At 56.4% G+C, this 20,757-nt stretch carries 22 protein-coding genes; 12 read left to right on the forward strand and 10 right to left on the reverse strand.

Annotation, left to right across the window (positions count from 1 at the left end):
• The coding region (locus tag IEX74_RS23175; protein ID WP_505678208.1) for a glutamine synthetase III family protein at window positions 1-1,027 on the forward strand (1,027 nt) is incomplete at its 5' end.
• A 105-nt stretch (window positions 1,028-1,132) separates the two neighbouring features.
• Here IEX74_RS23175 and IEX74_RS08985 read toward each other — a convergent pair.
• Window positions 1,133-1,657: a hypothetical protein gene (locus tag IEX74_RS08985; RefSeq protein ID WP_188813290.1), complete on the reverse strand. Its 525-nt coding sequence runs from the start codon at window positions 1,655-1,657 to the stop codon at window positions 1,133-1,135.
• Window positions 1,658-1,816: 159 nt separating this feature from the next.
• Here IEX74_RS08985 and IEX74_RS08990 point away from each other — a divergent pair, with 159 nt between their 5' ends.
• Window positions 1,817-2,188: a DoxX family protein gene (locus tag IEX74_RS08990; protein ID WP_505678222.1), complete on the forward strand. Its 372-nt coding sequence runs from the start codon at window positions 1,817-1,819 to the stop codon at window positions 2,186-2,188.
• A gap of 21 nt (window positions 2,189-2,209) precedes the next feature.
• Window positions 2,210-3,181 (forward strand): NAD(P)H-quinone oxidoreductase, encoded by a 972-nt coding sequence (locus IEX74_RS08995; RefSeq protein WP_188813294.1) that lies wholly within the window; start codon window positions 2,210-2,212, stop codon window positions 3,179-3,181.
• A 112-nt stretch (window positions 3,182-3,293) separates the two neighbouring features.
• On the opposite strand, the gene IEX74_RS09000 is transcribed toward IEX74_RS08995, so the two are convergent.
• Window positions 3,294-4,478 (reverse strand): lactonase family protein, encoded by a 1,185-nt coding sequence (locus IEX74_RS09000; RefSeq protein ID WP_188813296.1) that lies wholly within the window; start codon window positions 4,476-4,478, stop codon window positions 3,294-3,296.
• Window positions 4,479-4,717: 239 nt separating this feature from the next.
• Here IEX74_RS09000 and ispG point away from each other — a divergent pair, with 239 nt between their 5' ends.
• From ispG to IEX74_RS09025, 5 genes are all read left to right on the forward strand, one after another.
• Entirely contained in the window at window positions 4,718-6,781 is a 2,064-nt protein-coding gene (ispG, locus tag IEX74_RS09005) for a (E)-4-hydroxy-3-methylbut-2-enyl-diphosphate synthase (protein WP_188813298.1), read from the forward strand.
• A 73-nt stretch (window positions 6,782-6,854) separates the two neighbouring features.
• Window positions 6,855-7,160, forward strand: a complete 306-nt coding sequence (locus tag IEX74_RS09010; RefSeq protein ID WP_188813301.1) for a hypothetical protein — start codon at window positions 6,855-6,857, stop codon at window positions 7,158-7,160.
• A gap of 78 nt (window positions 7,161-7,238) precedes the next feature.
• Window positions 7,239-7,619, forward strand: a complete 381-nt coding sequence (locus tag IEX74_RS09015; protein ID WP_188813303.1) for a hypothetical protein — start codon at window positions 7,239-7,241, stop codon at window positions 7,617-7,619.
• 39 nt (window positions 7,620-7,658) lie between these two features.
• Window positions 7,659-8,321 (forward strand): NAD-dependent epimerase/dehydratase family protein, encoded by a 663-nt coding sequence (locus tag IEX74_RS09020; RefSeq protein ID WP_188813305.1) that lies wholly within the window; start codon window positions 7,659-7,661, stop codon window positions 8,319-8,321.
• A 186-nt stretch (window positions 8,322-8,507) separates the two neighbouring features.
• Window positions 8,508-8,828 (forward strand): DUF6984 family protein, encoded by a 321-nt coding sequence (locus IEX74_RS09025; protein WP_188813307.1) that lies wholly within the window; start codon window positions 8,508-8,510, stop codon window positions 8,826-8,828.
• A gap of 16 nt (window positions 8,829-8,844) precedes the next feature.
• On the opposite strand, the gene IEX74_RS09030 is transcribed toward IEX74_RS09025, so the two are convergent.
• Entirely contained in the window at window positions 8,845-9,300 is a 456-nt protein-coding gene (locus tag IEX74_RS09030) for a nuclear transport factor 2 family protein (protein ID WP_188813309.1), read from the reverse strand.
• A gap of 274 nt (window positions 9,301-9,574) precedes the next feature.
• On the opposite strand from IEX74_RS09030, the gene IEX74_RS09035 reads away from it, so the two are divergent.
• The 3 genes from IEX74_RS09035 (at window position 9,575) to IEX74_RS09045 (ending at window position 12,128) form a co-directional block, all read left to right on the forward strand.
• Window positions 9,575-11,341, forward strand: coding sequence for an AMP-dependent synthetase/ligase (locus IEX74_RS09035; RefSeq protein WP_188813311.1), 1,767 nt, complete (start codon window positions 9,575-9,577; stop codon window positions 11,339-11,341).
• A 232-nt stretch (window positions 11,342-11,573) separates the two neighbouring features.
• Entirely contained in the window at window positions 11,574-11,750 is a 177-nt protein-coding gene (locus IEX74_RS09040; RefSeq protein WP_179197637.1) for a DUF6728 family protein, read from the forward strand.
• A gap of 12 nt (window positions 11,751-11,762) precedes the next feature.
• A complete protein-coding gene (locus tag IEX74_RS09045) occupies window positions 11,763-12,128 on the forward strand; it encodes an MmcQ/YjbR family DNA-binding protein (RefSeq protein ID WP_188813313.1) in 366 nt (121 codons plus the stop codon).
• A gap of 62 nt (window positions 12,129-12,190) precedes the next feature.
• On the opposite strand, the gene IEX74_RS09050 is transcribed toward IEX74_RS09045, so the two are convergent.
• From IEX74_RS09050 to IEX74_RS09065, 4 genes are all read right to left on the reverse strand, one after another.
• Complete coding sequence (locus IEX74_RS09050; RefSeq protein WP_188813315.1) at window positions 12,191-13,285, reverse strand: acyltransferase family protein; 1,095 nt, start codon at window positions 13,283-13,285, stop codon at window positions 12,191-12,193.
• Window positions 13,286-13,421: 136 nt separating this feature from the next.
• On the reverse strand, window positions 13,422-16,205 hold the full coding sequence (gene leuS, locus IEX74_RS09055; protein WP_188813317.1) for a leucine--tRNA ligase: 2,784 nt from the start codon (window positions 16,203-16,205) through the stop codon (window positions 13,422-13,424).
• Window positions 16,206-16,397: 192 nt separating this feature from the next.
• A complete protein-coding gene (locus IEX74_RS09060) occupies window positions 16,398-17,084 on the reverse strand; it encodes a spheroidene monooxygenase (RefSeq protein ID WP_229755175.1) in 687 nt (228 codons plus the stop codon).
• 184 nt (window positions 17,085-17,268) lie between these two features.
• Complete coding sequence (locus IEX74_RS09065) at window positions 17,269-17,778, reverse strand: pyridoxamine 5'-phosphate oxidase family protein (protein WP_188813319.1); 510 nt, start codon at window positions 17,776-17,778, stop codon at window positions 17,269-17,271.
• Between the two features lie 107 nt (window positions 17,779-17,885).
• Between IEX74_RS09065 and IEX74_RS09070 the strand changes: the two genes are divergently transcribed.
• The gene (locus IEX74_RS09070) at window positions 17,886-18,488 is read left to right on the forward strand and encodes an acyl carrier protein phosphodiesterase (protein ID WP_188813321.1); all 603 of its coding nucleotides are present in this window, start codon (window positions 17,886-17,888) and stop codon (window positions 18,486-18,488) included.
• A 13-nt stretch (window positions 18,489-18,501) separates the two neighbouring features.
• Here the strand turns inward: IEX74_RS09070 and IEX74_RS09075 are convergent, their stop codons facing one another.
• The 3 genes from IEX74_RS09075 to IEX74_RS09085 form a co-directional block, all read right to left on the reverse strand.
• Entirely contained in the window at window positions 18,502-18,966 is a 465-nt protein-coding gene (locus IEX74_RS09075; protein ID WP_188813323.1) for a hypothetical protein, read from the reverse strand.
• 156 nt (window positions 18,967-19,122) lie between these two features.
• On the reverse strand, window positions 19,123-19,845 hold the full coding sequence (locus IEX74_RS09080; RefSeq protein WP_188813325.1) for a M48 family metallopeptidase: 723 nt from the start codon (window positions 19,843-19,845) through the stop codon (window positions 19,123-19,125).
• A 228-nt stretch (window positions 19,846-20,073) separates the two neighbouring features.
• Entirely contained in the window at window positions 20,074-20,589 is a 516-nt protein-coding gene (locus IEX74_RS09085; protein ID WP_188813327.1) for an FKBP-type peptidyl-prolyl cis-trans isomerase, read from the reverse strand.
• Window positions 20,590-20,757: the final 168 nt, after the last annotated feature.

Here is a 20,757-nt window from a genome sequence, read left to right on the forward strand (position 1 = left end):
ACTGCTGCGCGCCAGCATTGCCTCGGCCTCGAATGATCACCGGCTGGGAGCTAATGAAGCGCCACCCGCGATTATGAGTGTGTTCGTAGGCTCGATGCTGGACAACGTGCTCAACGAGCTGGAGCGCACGGCCAAGCTGCCGCTGGACAAGGGCGACAACATCTACCTCAAGCTGGGCATCGACAAGATCCCGGCCATCTTGCTCGACAACACGGACCGCAACCGCACCTCCCCGTTTGCCTTTACCGGCAACAAGTTTGAGCTGCGGGCGGTGGGTTCCTCCGCTAACTCCTCCTCGGCCATGACCGTGCTCAACGCCATTGTGGCCGAGCAGCTGATTTTGTTCAAGCAGGCGGTGGATGCGCAGCTCGAGCAGGGTAAGAAGAAGGAAGTCGCCATTGTGGACGTGCTGCGCGAGTACGTGATCAGCTCCAAGGATGTGCGCTTCGAGGGCAACGGCTACTCGCCGGAGTGGAAAGAGGAAGCGGCCCGGCGGGGGCTGGCGAACGTGGCCACTACGCCGCAGGCCTTGGATGCGCTGGTCACGCAGAAAGCCGAGGCCCTGTTTGCCCGCCACGGCATCTTCTCGCCCGTGGAGCTGCACGCCCGCCACGAGATTCTGCTGGAGGAGTACCTGAAGAAGATCCAGATCGAGAGCCGCGTGATGGGTGATTTGGCCATCAACCACATCATTCCCACGGCCGTTGAGTATCAAACCAAGTTGATTACCAACGTGCGGGGCTTGCGTGAGCTAGGTCTGGATGACGAAAGCGCTCAGGTAACAATTGACACGATTAAAGCCATTTCGCGCCACATTGCAACCATTAAGACCGAAGCAGACGCGATGGTCAATAGCCGCAAGACAGCCAACAAGATTGAAGATACACGGGAGCGGGCCATTGTGTACTGCGACACCGTGAAAGCACATTTCGACCCCATTCGCCGCGCCGTAGATAAGCTCGAGTTGATGGTGGCCGATGAGGACTGGCCGCTGGTGAAGTACCGTGAACTGCTGTTCCGGCACTAAGCCCGCGGACGGGCTCGACCCGGAGTTGGGTGGGAATTTTCTCCGCGTGTCGAGACGCGAAAAAGCCGTTCCGGGTGGGACGGCTTTTTTTGTGCCCCATCAAACCTAGGATGCTGTAATAGCTATTGTATTGTTTGGGCCTTCCGCGGGTAAGAGCGTAGCATCGTCTGCCGGTGTTTCTGCATTAGCGTCCGTGTCCGGAGCCAGGGTTTTCCAGGCAGTTTGTTTCAGCTCTTCCAGGCGGTGCAATGCGTCGGAGATGGTAGCGTTGGCTTTGAGCTTCTCAAAGAAGCCGGTTTTGTGACCGGCACGAACCAGGGCTTCCAGCGCAAACGGCAAAACCCAGCCTATTACGTTGGTTGCCAAGGCCCCGCGCAGACCGATGCGCACTAGCATGCGGGCTGCCATCCGTTCCAGGAGCAGCACCTTCGCGGCAGGAAGAGCCTTGTTGGCGAGGAAATCGGCTACCAGCTGCACGTTACCTTTCTGCACTTCCGCCCGCAGCACGTCCTGAATAGCTTCAAGTGCGTTCTGCGCAGTCTTGCGAAATAAGCGGCCGGTTTGCCAGGTAGCCAGCCCGGTAGCGCGGGCGGCGTTGCGTATCGCGGGAAGAATAACGTGCTTTCTCATTAGGGATGAGGGAACATTCGCAGAAGTGTACCTCTTCTTAACGAGTGAAAAGCTAAATAGGCTACAAAGTGGCCGATAAAAGCCAACCTCCTCATTTACTGCTCGTAATCATAGAAAATCGCAATTCAAGTACTTATGAAACAGCTTCTGCTCTGCCTGATGTCGCTGCTCTACATAGCGACGGGAATTAACCATTTCGTGCATCCCTCCTTTTACGAGGCCATTATGCCGTCGTGGATGCCTTGGCACGGGGGGCTGGTCTTGCTGAGTGGCGTTTGCGAAGTTTTCCTGGGGCTGTTTCTGCTACCGATTGCTACCCGTCGCCTTGCCGCCAGCCTGATTATTCTGATGCTCATCGTCTTCTTGCCGGTACATATCCAGACCCTGATCGATGCCTGGCACAACCAGAGTGCCTATCTGTGGGTGCATGTTCTGCGTATCCCGCTGCAATTCGTCCTGATCTGGTGGGCCAAGCAGTACACGCGGCAGACAGGCGTATTCTACGTATCTAGCCCAGTCGTAGAAGCCTAGCTATCAGATTTCTAATTATCTATGAAAGCAGTCGTGGTGACGCAGCCGGGCGGACCGGAGGTGTTGCGGGAACAAGAAAAGCCGACGCCTGAGCCGGCGCCCAATCAACTCTTACTCAAAGTACACGCGGCCGGGGTCAACCGGCCGGACGTGTTTCTGCGCAAGGGGAAATACGGCGGCGCGCCCACCGAACCCGGCATGGTGCTAGGTCTGGAAATTGCGGGCGAAGTGGTGAAAGTTGGGGGAGAGGTGCCCCGCTGGAACCCAGGTGATGCCGTGTGCGCGCTAGTGGCCCAGGGTGGCTACGCCGAATACGCGGTAGTTGATGCTCGTCATTGCTTGCCCGTGCCTGCGGGTTGGAGCTTCGAAGAAGCTGCTTCTCTGCCCGAAACGGTGTTTACTGTATGGCACAATGTGTTTCAGAAAGGCCAGCTTAAAAGCGGCGAAAACTTCCTGGTGCACGGCGGTAGCAGCGGCATCGGCATCACAGCTATTCAGTTGGCGGTGGCCATTGGGGCTAACGTCTTTGCTACGGCTGGCAGCGACGAGAAGTGTCAAGCCTGCGAAGACCTAGGTGCCACGCGCTGCATCAACTATAAAACGCACGACTTCGAGGCGGAGCTGAAAGCCGAGGGCATGGACGTGATTCTGGATATGATTGGCGGCGACTACATTGCCAAGAATATCCGCCTGCTACGGTCCGATGGGCGGCTGGAGTTTATCAACGCGATGCAAGGTCCGGTTGCTGAAATCAACGTGATGGACCTGATGACGCGGCGGCTGACGCTAAGCGGTAGCACCCTGCGACCACGCAGCGCCGAGTTCAAGGCCGAGCTAGCCGCTGATATTGAGAAACATGTATGGCCGTTGCTAGCGGCTGGTAAATTCAAGCCAATAATTTACAAAGTGTTTCTGCTCAGCGAAGTGGCCGAAGCACACCGACTGATGGAAAGCAGCGCCCACATCGGCAAGATCATGCTGCGGATTGATTAGCACGATGTAGCGCGAAGCTCCTGCTTCGCGTATCGTTGAACGACTGGCACCTAGGTTTTACTAACGTCATCGTTCAGCGATACGCGAAGCGGGAGCTTCGCGCTATATCCGCCTATGCACCGAGAAAATCCGGGACAACTTTCAGGCAAACGGGAGCGGGTACCTCGATGGAAACGCCCGTTGGTGTAAGCTTGCCGGTTTGGCCGTCGATGCGGTAGGTGACGATGTTGTTGGTGTTTTGATTGCCGACCAGGGCAATGCGGCCACTAGGGTCGAGAGTGAAGTTGCGGGGTGTCTTTCCTTGTGTACTAATATGTTGCACAAGCGTGAGCTTGCCGCTGCTTTGGTCGATGGCATAGACAACAAGGCTGTCGTGGCCGCGGTTAGACCCGTAGAGAAACTTGCCGTTGGGTGAAACGTGAATATCTGCGCAGGAATTCTCGCCCTTGAAATCGGCTGGTAGTGATGACAACGTTTGAAGCTCGGTGAAGGCGCCTTTGGCTGCGTCGTACGTAAGCGCCGTGACGGTGGAGTTAAGCTCGTTGATCAGGTAAGCCCAATGGTTATTGGCGTGGAAGGTAAGGTGACGCGGGCCGGCGCCCGGAGCGGTAGCAAAGGCCGTGGTGGCGTTTGTCGAAAACTTGCCACTGGCAGGCTCCAGTGGGTAAGCCAACACTTTGTCTAAACCTAGGTCCACGGCCAGCCCAAATTTATTGGCGGGGTCAGCGAGGAAGCAGTGCGCGTGGGGTGCGTTCTGGTTTTTGTGCGGGCCGGAACCCGTGTGCTGCACGGTAGCCGAAGGAGCGCCGAGCTGGCCGTTGGCCTGCACAGGCAAGGCACAGATGCTGCCGCCGGCGTAGTTGGCCACCAGCACTTCTTTATTGGTGTGGTCGAGGCTGATGTAGCATGGACCGGGACCGAAAGATGATTGCTCATTCAGCAGTGTTAAGCCACCTGTCTTTCTATCAACGCTATACGCGCGAACGGAGCCGCTTTTGCCGCCTTTGTACTCGTTGGTTTCGTTGACGGTGTAGAGGAAGCGCTGCTTGGGGTCGAGCGTAAAATAGGTGGGATTAGCCCCCGCTTTCGTCGCGCCTACGCGGGTAAGAGCGCCCGTGGCTGGATTGAGGCGGTAGAGAAAGATGCTCTCGGCGCCGGGTTGGGCGAAGGTGCCAACGTACACCAGATACGTCTGTTCTTTCTTTGCCAAGGCCGCCTGCGCGGCAAACGGCAGTACTGCCATGCCTAGACTGGTTAATTTCAGGAAATTACGGCGCGAGTGGGTTGGGTCGGTCATGGGGAAGAGAGGGGAGCGGTTGGGTTGCAGCTGGCAATATAGCCAAGTTCAGTAAGGGACGCTGAGTAGGAGCGATGAGTCAGAAGGGACAGGGCACACAGACGGCTCAGCCTATTAACGAACCCCTAAAAAGCTCGTTTCTAACTTTTACGCAGTTATTCCGCTACTCAGTTACTCTGGCGAAGCTGTACCTTTGTACTCAACCGCAACTTTAGCCCGCTGCCGCTGGTTTTTAGCTTATGAACAAGACGTATTGCCCTAGCCTCACCGAGTACAAACGCCGCCTTAGCCGGGAAGTGAAAATCGGTGATGTGCCGATGGGCGGCCTCAACCCGATTCGGGTGCAGAGCATGACCACCGTCGATACGATGGACACCCTAGGTTCGGTGGAGCAAACCTTGCGCATGGTCGAAGCCGGCTGCGAATACGTGCGCATCACGGCGCCCAGCGTAAAGGAGGCGCAGAACCTATTAGAAATCAAAAAGGAGCTGCGTAAGCGAGGCTGCAACGTGCCGCTCATCGCCGACATTCACTTCACGCCCAACGCCGCCGAGCTAGCCGCCCGCATCGTGGAGAAAGTGCGCGTGAACCCCGGCAACTACGCCGATAAGAAGAAATTTGACATCATTGAGTACACCGATGCCTCCTACGCTGCCGAGGTAGAGCGCATTCGGGAGCGGTTCCGGCCGCTGGTGCAGATCTGCAAGCAATACGGTACTGCCATGCGTATCGGCACGAATCACGGTTCGTTGTCCGACCGGATTCTGTCGCGCTACGGTGATACGCCGCTGGGCATGGTGGAGTCGGCATTGGAGTTTTTGCGCCTGTGCGAAGAGGAAAACTACTACGACGTGGTGCTGAGTATGAAAGCCAGCAACACGCAGGTGATGGTGCAAGCCTACCGCCTGCTGGTGCAAAAGCTTGATGAGGAAGGCCTGCAACCGTACCCGCTGCATCTAGGTGTCACGGAAGCTGGTGAGGCTGAAGACGGCCGCATCAAGAGTGCCGTGGGCATCGGTACGTTGCTGGAAGACGGCATCGGTGACACCGTGCGCGTGTCGCTCACCGAAGCGCCCGAAGCCGAGGCGCCGGTAGCGAAGATGCTGATTGACCGCTACACGAACCGCGCCGCCGAAGCCAAACCGATAGTAGCTGTTAGCTCTCAGCTGTTAGCTGCTAGCTCTTCGGGGAAAGAAGCTAACAGCCAGCAGCTAACAGCTAACAGCTCCGACAATGACAGCTCACCCATCGACCCGTTCCAGTACTTCCGTCGCTACACGCGCGAGGTGCTGAACCTAGGGGGGCAAAACGTGCCGCGCGTCATTGCCGATGTGTCGCGCCTGCCCTCGGTGGAGTACGCCGATCTGCGGTGCGCTGGGCACTTGTATTCGGCCTTTCTGGATAAGTTTCAGATGAACGACCTAGGTGCCGACTACCTCTACAGCGGTCAGCGCCCGGTGCCGTTCATGCTGCCCAACGGCCTCAAGGAAATTGTGGACTACAGCGCGTGGCTGGATGCCGGTCAGCGCGCCGAGCACTTCCCGGCCCTCACGCCGGCTGAGTACGCTGTAACTGCCGCCCGCCACCCGCAGCTGAACTTCGTGTTTCAGAACCTAGGTTCGCTCACGCCCGCCGCCCTGGATCAGCTCCGGGCCGACAGCACCGCCGTGGTCATTCTGCACACCGATAATGCCCACGCCATGCCTGAAATCCGGCGGGCATTCTTCGAACTGATCAACGCTGGCGTGACTTGCCCGGTGATTATCAAGCGCGAATACCCGGAGCTGCAAGCCGAGCAAACCCAGCTCTACGCCGCTACCGACGTGGGCGGCCTGCTCCTCGACGGCCTGGGCGACGGCGTGGTACTGAGCACCGAATTGCTCTCCGAACGCAGTAAAGAGGAGTGGCTCACCACCCTCGATCAGCTCAACCAGCTCAGCTTCGGCATCTTGCAAGCCGCCCGCACGCGCATGAGTAAGACTGAGTACATCAGCTGCCCAAGCTGCGGCCGCACCCTGTTCGACCTCCAGGAAACTACCGCCATGATCCGCAAGCGCACCGACCACCTGAAGGGCGTGAAAATCGGCATCATGGGCTGCATCGTGAACGGCCCCGGCGAAATGGCCGACGCCGACTACGGCTACGTAGGTGTGGGTAAAGGCAAAATTGCCCTTTATCGCGGCCAAGAGGTTATCAAGAAATCCGTCCCTGAAGCGCAGGCTGTAGATGACTTAATCGAGCTAATGCGCGAGGATGGGAAGTGGATTGAGCCGGTGAAGTTGGAAGAGCCGGTAGGAGTGTAGATATTGCTGAACAGAAAGAATGCAGCGGGATTGAATTTAATTATTCAGTCCCGTTTTCTTTATCTAGGATTTAATGATGCTTGACTTTTACTTGATTGCTGATGATCAGTCCGAGCCGAATAATCGTGAATTTAACCTAGAATATATCGGTGGAATTAGAGCTGACTTGTTTTATCGACTGCAAACAGAAGGTGTTATTGAGTCGTGGTTTGATTACTATAGCGACTTTCGTTGGGAAAGTGAGATTGTAGCTCGTATATTTTTGAAGTTACAACAGAGGCCTAAATCAGCGGCTTTGCAGAAAGAAGAGAAGGAGTTTTCTACTGTTCTGCAAAAGGCTATTGATGCGAAATCAGGAGTACTAGCGTTTGGCGATTGAGTTAATGTAGTATTATATTTAATGTAAATTACATATAATATAAACAAATAAATATAAAAAATAAAAAATTTATCTAACATGCTTGACAAAATAATCAGGAATTATAAATATTTTATAACAATAAAATCTGTAATATTAGTTGCAACAATAACCATTCTGTTTGTTTTTGTAGGAGGAATGTTATTAAAAGCATTCATTGAAACCCCTGATTTTATGTTTGCTATCAAAGATCAAATGATGGCTAATAGGCAGTTTCAAGATACCATAGGCCATGCTAATGGATACAGTATTTGGTTTGAGAGAAATAAATTAATAGAGAAGGATACTATACCTTTTTCTGTTTCCATAGATAGCAAACATGATAGCGCTTCTGTAAAGATAATGGGTAAGTATTACCAGGATAGAAGTAGCGGTCGTATAGTTTATTGCAAACAAGATACAGTATACGAAAGGCTGTAGAAGTTAAAACATAACCGCCCCTCATTCGTCTATCTCACCATGAAGATCAAAGCTATTGTAACCGGCGCGACCGGCATGGTGGGAGAGGGAGTATTGCACGAATGCCTGAACCACCCCGAGGTGGAGCAGGTACTATCCGTTAGCCGCAGGCCGAGCGGCGTGACGCACCCGAAGCTGCGCGAAATCGTGTACGCTGACTTTCAGGATCTAACGCCTATTCAGGACCAGCTTACCGGCTACAACGCCTGCTTTTTCTGCCTGGGCGTGTCGTCGGTGGGCATGAAGCAGCCGGAGTACCGCCGCCTGACTTACGACCTCACGCTGCACTTCGCCGAGACGCTGCTGCCCCGCAACCCCGACCTCACGTTCTGCTACGTGTCCGGCGCCGGCACCGATACCACGGGGCACGGCCGCAGCATGTGGGCGCGGGTTAAAGGTCAGACGGAGAATAAATTGCTGGACCTAGGTTTTCGCCAGGCCTATATGTTCCGCCCCGGCTTTATGAAGGCAACGCCGGGCCTGAAGAACGTTTTGCCCTACTATAAATACTTTGATTGGCTCTACCCGGCGCTGCGCAGGTTTCTGCCGCAATACGTATCCACGCTGCAAGAGCTAGGTCTGGCGATGATTAACGTCGTGCGCAAAGGCTATTCGAAGCCGGTGCTGGAAGTGCCGGATATTGTGGCGCTGGCCAAAGATTGAAGAAACCAGCTGCTTGGAACGTCATTCCGACCAGCGGGAGGAATCTCGCGTGCTGATGTTGGCTGGCAAACGCCAACGATTGGAGTTAGTATGCCACGCGAGATTCCTCCTGGCGTCGGAATGACGTTCCGTTTTCAGTGTCCCGACGTATACCTAGGTTAGTTTTTGCTACACCTGGATATTCTTATGAAAGGGCGTTTGCTGACGCTGTCGGAGTTAAGTCTATTGATTTTCATGCTACGCGGAAAGCCTAACGCCGACGAGCTTTTAACGAAACTGGTAACCGTTGAAGTGGAAGACCTGGACGACGGCGGAATGGGGAGCCTACGATTCCTGTGCGACAAACCAGACCAGCACCTCGGAGAAAAAATAGCGGATACGCATTTCCTGGATGAAGATGGCGTGCCGGTACTCGTGTCCCTCTACCTCGATCAGGAAGGAGCGCTGTACGAGCTAGACAGCTGGAAAACAGATTATTCGCCCCTGAAGCACATTCCGCTTTTCTGACCTATCTAGGTGCGAGCTACTGGCACTTGTCCTTGCGGCGGGTGTCGATGATGTGGACGATCTTCCAGCCGCTGGCGTACTTCACCAGCTGAAACGAATCGTAGCCGCAGTGGCTGAACTTACTACCTAGGTAGAACTGATACGGCGTCCAGACGCTGGCTAGGTTAGCATCGATGAGCACCCGCTCGAAGGTGATGCGCTCGTCCCACACCTCCGCGTGCGGCGTGCCGACGGCTTTCAGGAAGTCGTTGGTCTTTTCGACACCAAGTTGCGTGGTGCCATTGCGGTTGCTGATGGTGTGCAGTACCACGCCTGGCGCCAAGGTGCTGCGCACCAGCGTACTGTCGCCGCGCCGCATGCCGTCGAAGAACGTGGAGACCGTCTTTTTAACGGCTTGCGTTTCGGAGGCGGGTTGTTGGGCAAAAGCATTGATGCTGAGGCCGAACGCCAGTGGAAGTAATAGCTTCTTCATAGTGTAAGCTTTATAAAGGAGAATGTAGCGCGAAGCTCCTGCTTCGCGTATCGTTGAACGATTACGTTTGCAGAAACCTAGGTACGAGTCGTTCAACGATACGCGAAGCAGGAGCTTGGCTTACGCCTTCCTCCGGTTCGCGCTACAGCACGCCGACGAGCAGAACGGTAAAATTATGTGCTGATTTCTGGGAGCAAAACCTGAGCGGTTAAGTTTGTGTACCAGAAACTGTGCTGTTGCCAGTTTCTGCCCAGGCCTTTTGCTTGTACCAATTATGGAAATTCGTCGCACGTTCGACATACTGACGCACCTCACTACCCGCGCTCCGCAAGCTAACTGCTTGGTAGCCAAAGCTAAAGGCAAATGGCAGCCGCTCAGCGTGCAGCAGGTGCAGGAGCAGGCCAACCTCGTGAGCCTAGGTTTGCACCAGCTCGGCATTGAGGCCGGCGACAAGGTGGCCATCATCTCCGCCAACCGCCCTGAGTGGATGCTGGCCGACTTTGGCATTGCCCAGCTCGGGGCCGTGAGCGTGCCCATGTACCCCACCATCACCGTGGACGACTACCGCCACATCTTCACCGATGCCGACGTGAAAGTAGTGCTGGTATCCGATCAGAAGCTGCTGGCGCGCGTGCACGAAGCCACCGAAGACCTGGCCGAAGCGCCCGAGCACATTTTTACTTTCGATAAAGTGGTGGGCACCCGGCACTTCGGCGAGCTGCTATCCATGGGCAAGCTGGAAAGCGCTACCACGTTGGAGCCGCTGAAAGCCGCCGTGCAGCCCGACGATCTGCTCACGCTCATCTACACCTCCGGCACCACCGGCCGGCCCAAGGGCGTAATGCTTTCGCACGACAACGTGCTGAGCAACTGCCGCGACCTGACTAGCTACCTGCCCTTGCCCGAACAATCGAAAGCGCTGAGCTTCTTGCCGTTGTCGCACATTTTCGAGCGCACCGCGACCTTTCTGTACCTCATCCTCGGGTTCTCGATTTACTACGCCGAGAGCATGGAGCGCATCGCCGACAACCTGCGCGAAGTGCAGCCGCAGGTATTTACCACGGTGCCGCGCCTGCTGGAGAAAATCTACGACAAGATTGTGGCAACGGGCTCCAAGCTGACGGGCGTGAAGAAGCGACTGTTCTTCTGGGCTCTGAACCTAGGTCTGAAGTACGACACGCAGAAGAACCTGGGTTTCTTCTACAACAAACAGCTGGCGCTTGCCAACAAGCTGATTTTCAGCAAATGGCGTGAGGCTATGGGCGGCAAAGTGGAGTTTATCGTGTCGGGTGGCGGGGCCTTGCAGCCGCGGCTGGCGCGCGTATTCTGGGCCGCGGGCGTGCGGGTGATGGAAGGTTATGGCCTCACCGAAACCTCGCCCGTTATTGCCGCCTGCCGCCCCGAGCCGGAGAACAACTACATCGGTACCGTGGGCCCGGTGCTGCCCCACATCGAGGTTAAAATTGCGCCCGACGGCGAAATCCTGACCCGCTCGGCTTCGGTGATGAAAGGCTACTACAACCGCCCCGACCTCACGGCCGAAGCCATCGACGCCGACGGCTGGTTCCACACCGGCGACATTGGCGAGTTTTTGGAAGGTCGTTTCCTGAAAATTACCGACCGCAAGAAGGAGATGTTCAAGACTTCCGGCGGCAAGTACATTGCTCCGCAAGTAATTGAAGCTAAGCTAGCTGAGTCGCCGCTGATTGAGCAGTGCATGGTGGTGGGGGAGAACCAGAAGTTTCCGTCGGCGCTGCTGGTACCGGCGTTTGCCGAGCTGCGCGCCTGGGCCGAAAGCCACGGCCTGCCCACCAACCTTTCCGACGCTGCGCTGACGGCGCACGCGCAAGTTCAGAAGCTTTACGAAGGCTTGGTGCAGCAGTACAATGCCAGCTTTGCCCATTGGGAGCAGGTGAAGAAAGTAGTATTGCTGCCGACTTCATGGAGCGTGGAAACCGGCGAGCTGACGCCTACCATGAAGGTGAAGCGTAAAGTTATAACTGCCAATAACTTACCGCGAATTGAGGCGCTGTATAGCTAGCTTTTCGCTACCTAGGAAGTCATGCTGAGCTTGTCGAAGCATCTCTACCGCAATGGTAAACTCCTTTTACTAGAATTAGTACTGCATGCGAGATGCTTCGACAAGCTCAGCATGACGTTCAGGCTTAAATCAGGCTTGACAACAGCATCTAAATTCTCTGATCTATTTATCTTGCCATCAAATCTTTCCGGGCTTGCCGGTGTTATTATCGTGTACCAAAAAGTCAACTGACATGAACGGCCGCAACTTGTTTAACCTCGGTGAAGTGTTTGGCTACTTCTTCCGCAAGCACGACCCGAACCGCAAAACCAACTTCAACCTGCGGACCATGCACTTCATCAACAAGCTCTCGATGAGTATGTTCCTGGTGTGTCTGCTGGTGATGCTGTACCGCTTATTTACGCGTTAATTTCTGCCGAAAATGAACATCGAAGACCTGCGTGACTACTGCCTGCTGAAACCTGGCGTAACAGAAGACATGCCCTTCGGTGAGAATACGCTCGTGTTTCGGGTAGGCGGTAAGATCTTCTTACTCACCGACATTAACACCTACGCGAGCGTCAACCTGAAGTGTGACCCGGAGCGCTCCACCCAACTCCGCGACGAGTTTGACTACGTGCTGCCGGGCTTTCACATGAATAAGAAACATTGGAACACCGTGCTCATCGGCACCGGCGTCACAGCCAGGCAACTCAAGAGCTGGGTCGATCATTCGTATGACCTGGTGCTGGCTTCGTTGCCCAAAGCGCAGCGGGCCGCACTTGCCGGTAGTTGGAATGAAGAATAAGGAAGTTTTATAACGAAGAACGGCTGCAACCTATGTGTTGCAGCCGTTTTTGTTTTTGAGGATCAGCTTTTGGGGTAGGCAAAACGCCGACCTAGGTTGCGCAGCGGCTGTTCTACCAACGACCAGGAGGCGGCCGCCATAACTACCAGAGCTGCAAGCAGCAGCAGCAACGCCAGCGGACTTTGCTCCCACTGCATAATGTGCGTGTACTTAGCCGGATTGGCGCCCTGCCAAAGGGCCAGCCGGTGCAGTACGCGGTGCAGAACAACGGGCAGGCACAGATGGTACAGGTAGAGGCCGTAGCTGCGTTGCCCCAGCCATACCAGCACCGGGTGGCTCAGCCCGCGGCGAACCGAATCGGATGTAGTCGTGATGACGGCCGCTAGTGCTGCTGCCGCTAACAAGGCCAGCAAGCTAGGTCCGAAGATGGCTTCACCGAGGCCATCAACTACTTTCAACACAGCGCACGCAACGAGCAGCGCGGCCGCACTCCAGCTCCAATAACGAGCGGGCCATTGGCTTTGCTTGATGATCAAACCTAGTAAACCGCCAGCCGCAAACAAATCGAGGTGAGCGGGTAAAAGCGTGAGGGAGAAGCTGGTGCCGGTGAGATGCAGCAGGAGCCACCGCCAAACCGGACCTAGCAAAACCAGGGCAACCAGCAAAACCGGAAGCCGCCGTGCGGGCGTGAACAGCACCACTGCCGGCCAAAGCAGGTAGAATTGTTCTTCGACCGCCAACGACCAGAAATGCCCCGCGCCCTCGCCCCATGCTTGTTTGCGGAAGAACAGGAAGTTGGACCCTTGCAGGACAAACCACGCCCACGACTCGCGTACGAAGCTCAGATCCAAGGCCCAAGACACGGCCAGCGCCAGAAAGAAAGCCGGCAAAATGCGCAGGCTACGCCGGATGTAAAAAGGCTTTGCGACCTGCCAGAATGTGCCGGCACCCTGAGCCCGTTGCAGAATGTTAGTCACAAAATAGCCGCTGAGCACAAAGAAGGTCGTGACGCCTACGGAGCTGGAAGCCACGCGTACCCAGCCCACCGGCACCCAATGCTGGGCAATAACAAGCAGCACCGGCACCACCCGAAAAGCATCCAACTCAGGTCGGTACGTAGCGGAGCGCGAGGCTGAAGGAGGAGAAAATAGAGGCATCAGATAGGCGAGTCGGCAAGGTGCGTAAAAGCAGGTAAACCGTGGCGGCCGGTTCTTCGCTCACGACCTAGGTCTAAAAAAATGGACCACACTTCCGGGCGGGAAATGTGGTCCAAGTAACAGAGGCAGAATGAGTTTACAGCACCACGTTCACCATGCGGCCGGGCACGACAATCACTTTCTTGGGCGTTTTGCCTTCGCCGAACTTCTCGAACACATCCGACGCTAGCACTTCCTTCTCGATGTCGCTCGTTGGGGCATTGGCGGCAAAAGTCATTTTGCCGCGCATCTTGCCGTTGAAGGCAATCGGGTATTCCACGGTGGCTTCCTCCAAATATTCCTCCTTGAACTCGGGGAAGCTGGCGGAGCTGATGCTGCCGGGTTCGTGACCTAGCTCCACCCACAACTCCTCGGCGAGGTGTGGCGCGTAGGGCGAAACAATGACCGTGAGTGGCTCTAGGATAGCGCGCTTGTGGCAGTTCAGGGCCGTCAGCTCGTTCACGCAAATCATGAACATGCTGACCGACGTGTTGAACGAGAACTTGTCAATATCGTCCGCAGCCTTCTTGATGGCCTTGTGCAGCGCCTTCAACTCGGCGGGCGTAGCAGCTTCGTCCGTGATGGCCAGGTTGCCGTCTTCGGGGTGGAAGAGGCGCCAGAGCTTCTTCAGGAAGCCGGATACGCCACTCATGCCGCTGGTATTCCAGGGCTTGAACTGCTCCAGCGGACCTAGGAACATTTCGTAAAGGCGAAGCGCGTCGGCGCCGTATTGACCAACTAGAACGTCAGGGTTAACGACGTTGAACTTGTTCTTCGACATCTTCTCGACTTCGGTGCCGCAGACGTACGTGCCGTTGTCTTCCGTGACGAATTCAGCATTTGTGTAATCAGGACGCCACTTGCGAAAAGCTTCTTGATCGAGCACATCATTATCTACGATGCTGACATCAACGTGAAGCGGCGTAGTGTCATACTGACCTTTTTTGCTTAGCGTCACAAATTGATTGGTGCCGTTGATACGATACACAAAGTTCGACCGACCTAGGATCATTCCCTGATTAATCAGCTTCTGGAATGGCTCGTGGCCACTGACCAGACCTAGGTCTTTCAGGAATAGGTACCAAAAGCGGGAGTACAACAAGTGACCCGTGGCGTGCTCGGCGCCGCCCATGTAGAGGTCTACGGTCTTCCAGTACTCCTCGGATTCTTGGCCCACAAACCGCTCTTGGTTATGCGGGTCCATATAGCGCAGGTAGTACCACGACGAGCCCGCCCAGCCGGGCATGGTGCTTAGCTCATATTCATACTTGCCCTCGTACTTCCAGTCTTGCGCGCGACCCAGAGGCGGCTCGCCGGTTTCGGTGGGCTTGTACTCGTCGATTTCGGGCAACACCAGCGGCAGTTCCGATTCGGGCAAACCATAGGCGGTGCCGTCTTTGTAATAAATCGGAATAGGCTCGCCCCAGTAGCGCTGGCGCCCAAAGATGGCGTCGCGCACCCGGAAATTCACCTTGCCTTTGCCAAGGCCACGCTCTTCGAGCCAGCCGATGAGCTTGGTTGTGGCCTCTTTATAGCCTAGGCCTTCCACGATGCCTGAGTTAATAAAGCGGCCTTCCTTGGTGGGGTCGGCTTCTTTCTCAATATCCTTTTGGGCGTCGAGCACCTGGATGATCGGCAAGCCGAAGTGCTTGGCGAAGTTCCAGTCGCGTTGGTCGCCGCTGGGCACAGCCATCACGGCGCCAGTGCCGTAGCCCGCCAATACGTAGTCGGCTAGCCAGATCGGCACGGGTTCGTTGTTAAGCGGGTTGAGGCAATAGCTACCCGTAAACACGCCCGATACGGTTTTCACGTCGGCCATCCGGTCGCGCTCCGAGCGGTGCTTGCTCTGTGCGATGTAGGCTTCTACAGCTTCGCACTGCTCCGATGTAGTAAGCTGCTCGACCAGTTCGTGCTCCGGCGCCAGCACCATAAACGTCGCTCCGTAAATGGTGTCGACGCGGGTGGTGTACACCTTAATGTTTTGGCTGGCATCGTTTTGCAGCGGGAACACCACTTCTGCGCCCACCGAGCGGCCGATCCAGTTACGCTGCATTTCCTTAACTGCCTCGGGCCAATCGATGGTGTCGAGGCCCGTGAGCAAGCGGTCGGCGTAGGCAGTGATGCGCAGGTTCCACTGCGGCATCAATCGACGTTCCACGGGGAACCCGCCGCGCTCCGACACGCCGTCTTTTACTTCGTCATTGGAGAGTACCGTACCCAGGGCCGCGCACCAGTTAACGTAAGTATCTGACTGATAAGCTAAACGGTAAAAAAGCAGGGTCGCCATTTGCTCTGGCTCCGATTTGGCTTTCCATTCCTCGGCCGTGAAGCTAGGCCGCGTTTCGTCGTCGCCGGCGGCACGGATACCCGCGTTGCCGTTCTGCTCAAACTGCGCGATAAGCGTTTCAATCGGCTCGGCGCGATCGGAGTCGAGGTTGTACCAAGCGTTGAACAGCTTCAGGAAAATCCACTGTGTCCACTTGTAATAAGCAGGGTCGGAGGTGCGAACTTCCCGGCTCCAATCGTAGCTGAACCCTAGGCTGTTAAGCTGCTTGATGTAGGTGTCAATGTTCTTCTCCGTGGTGAGGGCTGGGTGCTGGCCCGTCTGGATGGCGTACTGCTCAGCGGGGAGGCCAAACGAGTCGAAACCCATGGGATGCAGCACGTTGTAGCCTTGTAGGCGCTTGTAGCGCGACACAATATCGGAGGCGATGTAGCCTAGTGGGTGCCCCACGTGTAGCCCCGCTCCCGATGGGTAGGGGAACATATCCAGCACGTAGTATTTGGGCTTACCCGACTGATTATCAGTCTTGAACGTGTTATGCTCTTTCCAGTGGGCTTGCCACTTTTTCTCAATTTCCTCGGGACGATAACCGGGCATAAGCAATGGGGATAGTGCGACTTTTTAACCGGGCGAAATTACGGGAAAACCCTGGAAGACTAGGAACCGGCAAAAAGTGTTGCCAAATTTGTAGGAACGCGCCACGGCGCGTTCCTCGTTGAACGTTGTCGTTTGCATGCTTGCGGGTCGTTCAGCGGAGATGTTCAACGACGAACGCGCCGTGGCGCGTTCCTACGGCAACTGTCGGCCATCCCACGTTCCCGCACTCCGCAGTACCCGAAACCGCGCAAATAGCTCCTCGCTGTACCAGCCTTCCTGGCGGGTGCGCTGAATAACCTCTCGGTGCAGCTCGCCACGGTAGGCGTATTGCTGCATGGCCTGCGCCGACTCCCAGATGCTGAACGTGGCCTGCCGTACAATCGGCAATTCGCCCAGGCCGATAGAGGCCAGTACGCCCGGCGCGTGCGCCACGGCCGCGCTGGTAGGCGCCACGTATTTCCAGAACCTAGGTGTCTTGCGCAACCGGATGGAGGCCCGCGTGAGCACTGCCACCGGACCATCCAGCCCTAGGTTTTCTAATTGATAGTCAAAGGGATTAGCTCCATCCCATAGCCCGTGCGACTTCAGCGGGGCCAGCTCTGCCGTCCAGATTTCGGCGCTGCGGCGCTGGTATTCCTGCCACAGCGGATGCATGGTGAAAAACTCCTCGGCCGCTTCCCGCGACTCCCACACGGCCATCAGCCCGTAGCGGTGCAGGTTGGGGAGGAAACCAAAGCCATTGTCGGCGCCGCTGCCCAGCAGCTTGAAGAAACCTAGCCCCGGCACCCGGTGCAACGGCTGCTGCGAGGTGCCCATCTGGGCTAAGCCCCAACGGGCTTGACCCGGTTTCAGGCCGAAAATGGAAAGAGTGGTGTGCAAACGGGAGGGATTAATGGGCGAATGTAGCGCGAAGCTCCCGCTTCGCGTATCCTTGAACGATTACGTTAGCAAGACCTAGGTGCCAGTCGTTCAACGATACGCGAAACGGGAGCTTCGCGCTACGATCTACCAACAAAAAAGGGCGAGAATTGCTTCCCGCCCTTTTTTCTGTACGTGCAACTCCTTATTTAGGCGTCACTTGTACGTGCTCGTCGCCGGTGGGCTGGTACCGCTCGCCGGTGGCCACCGCCTTCACATAGCCGAAGGCGTTTACCAATACGTTGCTGGGTTGGTCCCACACTTCGCCGCGCTCAATGTCGATTCTGAGCAGCGAGATATTCGGATCGTCTGATCCTTTCGGGAACCAGGAGCGCAGGCCTTCGCTCCATAGATCTTTGATTTTCGTGCGGTCGTTCACAACGGTGGCCGTACCCGAAATCGAGACATACAGGTTGTCTTCAGGCTTCGAGTAACCTAGGTTGACGTGGCGCTCGTGCTGCACCTCGTCGATCTTGGCCGAATCTTGCTCAGTGAAAAACCACAGGGTGCCGTCTTCTTCAGGCTTGTGGGTGTACATCGGGCGGCTGTGCAGATGACCGTTGGCTTCGGCCGTGGTCAGCATGGCAATTTTGATGTCTTTGATTCTATCAATCAGCTTGGTAACATCGTTACTTTGGGCGACTTGCTCTGCCATAGTGGTAGGTGCTGGTAAGGGTTTTGGTGGTGAGGGAGAGTAGGGAGAAATACGGCGGAGTCGGCTGAAGGGTTGGGGTTCCGGTTTTCGGCGTACCTTCCGGGTCCATGAATTTCTTAGCGCACCTGCTGCTTTCCGGCTCGCCCACCGCCCCCGATTACGCCGATGTAGTAGTCGGCAACTTTGCCGCTGAGGCCGTGCGGGGCCGCGCCGGCTTGCTGGCCTACCCGCCGGCCGTGCAGCGGGGCATCCGGCTGCACCGCTTTATTGATTCGTTTACGGATTCTCACCCCATCGTGCGGCGCACCACCGCCCGCCTCCGCGAAGCAGGCCTGGGTAAGTGGGCCGGCGTCGTGTCGGATGTTGGCTACGACCACCTGCTGGCCCGCGACTTCGCTCATTATCACTACGATGCCACCGAGGCGCTGCCTGCTTTCAGTCAGCGCCTCTACGCCCTGCTGCAAGCCCGCCGCCACGAGCTGCCGGAGCGCCTGCAACAGATGTTCGAGTTCATGCGCCGCCACGATTGGCTGACGGGCTACGCGCAGGTGGAAGGTTTCGAGCGGTCGTTGCAAGGCCTGAGCCGCCGCGTGCCAAATGCCGGGGTGCTGGCAACCGGGGCCGCGGCGTTTTTAGCAGAGCTACCAGCGTATGAAGCAGATTTTCAGGAGTTTTGGCCGGAGCTGCAAGCGGCGGTAGCCAGGTTATAGGAACCTGCCTGTGCTACGACAGCAAGCGGGCCTGATGCGCCGCGCTGATCAAAGCCGGCGCATTCTTGAGCGTGGCCAGCACAACTTCTTTGGCCGCCTGCTTCAGCTCATCCTGGCTGATATCGTGGCTTTCTTCCCGCACTAAGTCGCTCATGGTCTGGAAGGCGTGCGTCAGGGCGTTGCGCTTGGGCCGCTCGGCTTTCAGCTCCTGGTAAGCCACCGCGAAGCTCGCCTGAATCTTTTTACGCCGTGTATGAAACACCGACTCGCTGGCTACCTGCGGCTGAATGGCATCGAGAAGCTTCACCAGCGGCAGCAATTGCGTAGCCGCCACGATTACGGCCCCGCTGACCCGGTGCCGCCGGCCGCTACCCGGACCCTCCTGTTGAGGAGGCGCGTTGGTCGTCAGTTGATTGTCTTTACCCGACACAGGCGAGGATTCCTGTTCCCCCGATGGCTCCTCAGTACTGGAATACATGCGCTGGCACAGCTAAATGTGAGGTGATGTATGCTGCTGAAGGTACAAGCAGGCAGCAGGCTTTTTGCAAAAACTGCGCCGTGAACTGTATGCTGCTGAAGCGCTTGCAGCTAGCAGTAAGCGACTAAATAAGTAGCCAGACCTAGGTACAAGAACTCAGCAAGCATCGGCGCCGGCCGGGGCGAGCATAACCTGGTTCAAGGTGGCTTTGTGCTGCCGCCAATTGGGCATAAACTGATCCATCAGACCCCAGAAGCGCGCGTTGTGCAGGCGCTCGTGCAGGTGCACCAGTTCGTGCACAACCACGTATTCCAGGCAGGGGAGCGGCTGCTTAATCAACTCCAGGTTGAGCCAGATGCGCCGGGCCTGAATGTTACACGTGCCCCAGCGCGTTTTCATCTGCTTGATAGCCCACGTCTTGGCCTGCGCTCCTACTACTGGTTCCCATTTGGCGGCCAGCGCGGGCAGATGCTCTTTCAGGCGCGCCCGGTACCAGGCCGCTAGCACCTGCTCGCGTTGCTCGGCGGTACTCTCCGCGGGCATGTGTAGCTCCAGTTGCCGCTCCTCCTCACGCAATACAACGCGCGCCCGTCCGGTTGCCGGATGAACCTGTAGCTCGTAGCCGCGGCCCTGGTAGAAGTGCGTTTCGCCCGAGTCGTAGCGCAATGTTACGGGCTGCTGCCGTGCCGCAAACCTAGCTTGGTGCCGCCGAATCCACGCCTGCCGCGCTGAAATGAACTCCGTAATCGAGGCTGCTGGTGCGCGCGTGGGCGCCGCAAGCCGAACCCGCCCGTCGGGGGCATAAACGGTAAGGCGCAAGGAGCGGATGTTCTTGCGAACGACTTCAATTGTTAAGTCTTCGAACTGTAAGATTGGCATGTGGGGCGCGGTGGTCGGCTGCGCGAAGGTAAGGGAGAGTGAAAAACTGGTAGACAGAGCTAAGCTTTGAAGCGGACTAGCTGCTAAGAGCGCCTATTTTCCTGAACCGGCGCGCGTTTAGCGCAGCCGTAGCTCGCGCCGGTTCAAGGGTTCGATCGAGAAGATCGGCAAGTAGAATAAAAAACGGGGTCCTAGGACCCCGTTTTCATTTAAAACAAAACGCAATTCTTAGTGATGGTGCCCTCCTTCGCCGTGTACGTGGCCGTGGTCCAGCTCTTCTTTGGTGGCATCGCGCACGCCTTCCACTTTGCCGTCGAAGTGCATGACCATGCCGGCCAGCGGGTGGTTGAAGTCCATCTGCACGGTGTCGGCGCCGATTTCCACGATTTTGCCTTGCATGTGGTTGCCTTCGTTGTCGGCCATGGGCAGGAAGTTGCCCACTTGCAGCATCTCCTCGTCGACTTTGCCGTCGATTTCGAATACCTGCTTCGGGATGCTTACCACGGCTTGCTGATCGTAGTCGCCGTAGGCCTGGTCGGGGGTGAGGGAGAAGCTGAACGAGTCGCCGGCGCCTTTGCCACTTAGCTGGTTTTCAAACTCTTCGGGAAGGCCGCTGTGGCCAAAAATGAACACCATCGGCGCGTCGGCCTCAGCCGACTCTACTAATACTTTCTCTTGGTTTTCGTCCGTCACGCTCAGGTCATAGGTGATGGTGACGACTTTGTTGGGGCTGATCTGGGCCATACTACAGGGGTGGACGGGGTGTCCGTTTTTTGGGTGTTGGATTAGGCAATTGGAATAGCTAGTTACGGAAATAACCGGTAAAGTGTCGTTCAGGCTGAGTAGCGATGCTTAAATAAAGGTGGCATAACCGGCAGGATGCAAAATTTTGGCATTAGCTAACTGCTTCAG

It is taken from the genome of Hymenobacter cavernae (genome assembly GCF_014641455.1).
In the GTDB taxonomy this organism is placed as follows: Bacteria; Bacteroidota; Bacteroidia; order Cytophagales; family Hymenobacteraceae; genus Hymenobacter; species Hymenobacter cavernae.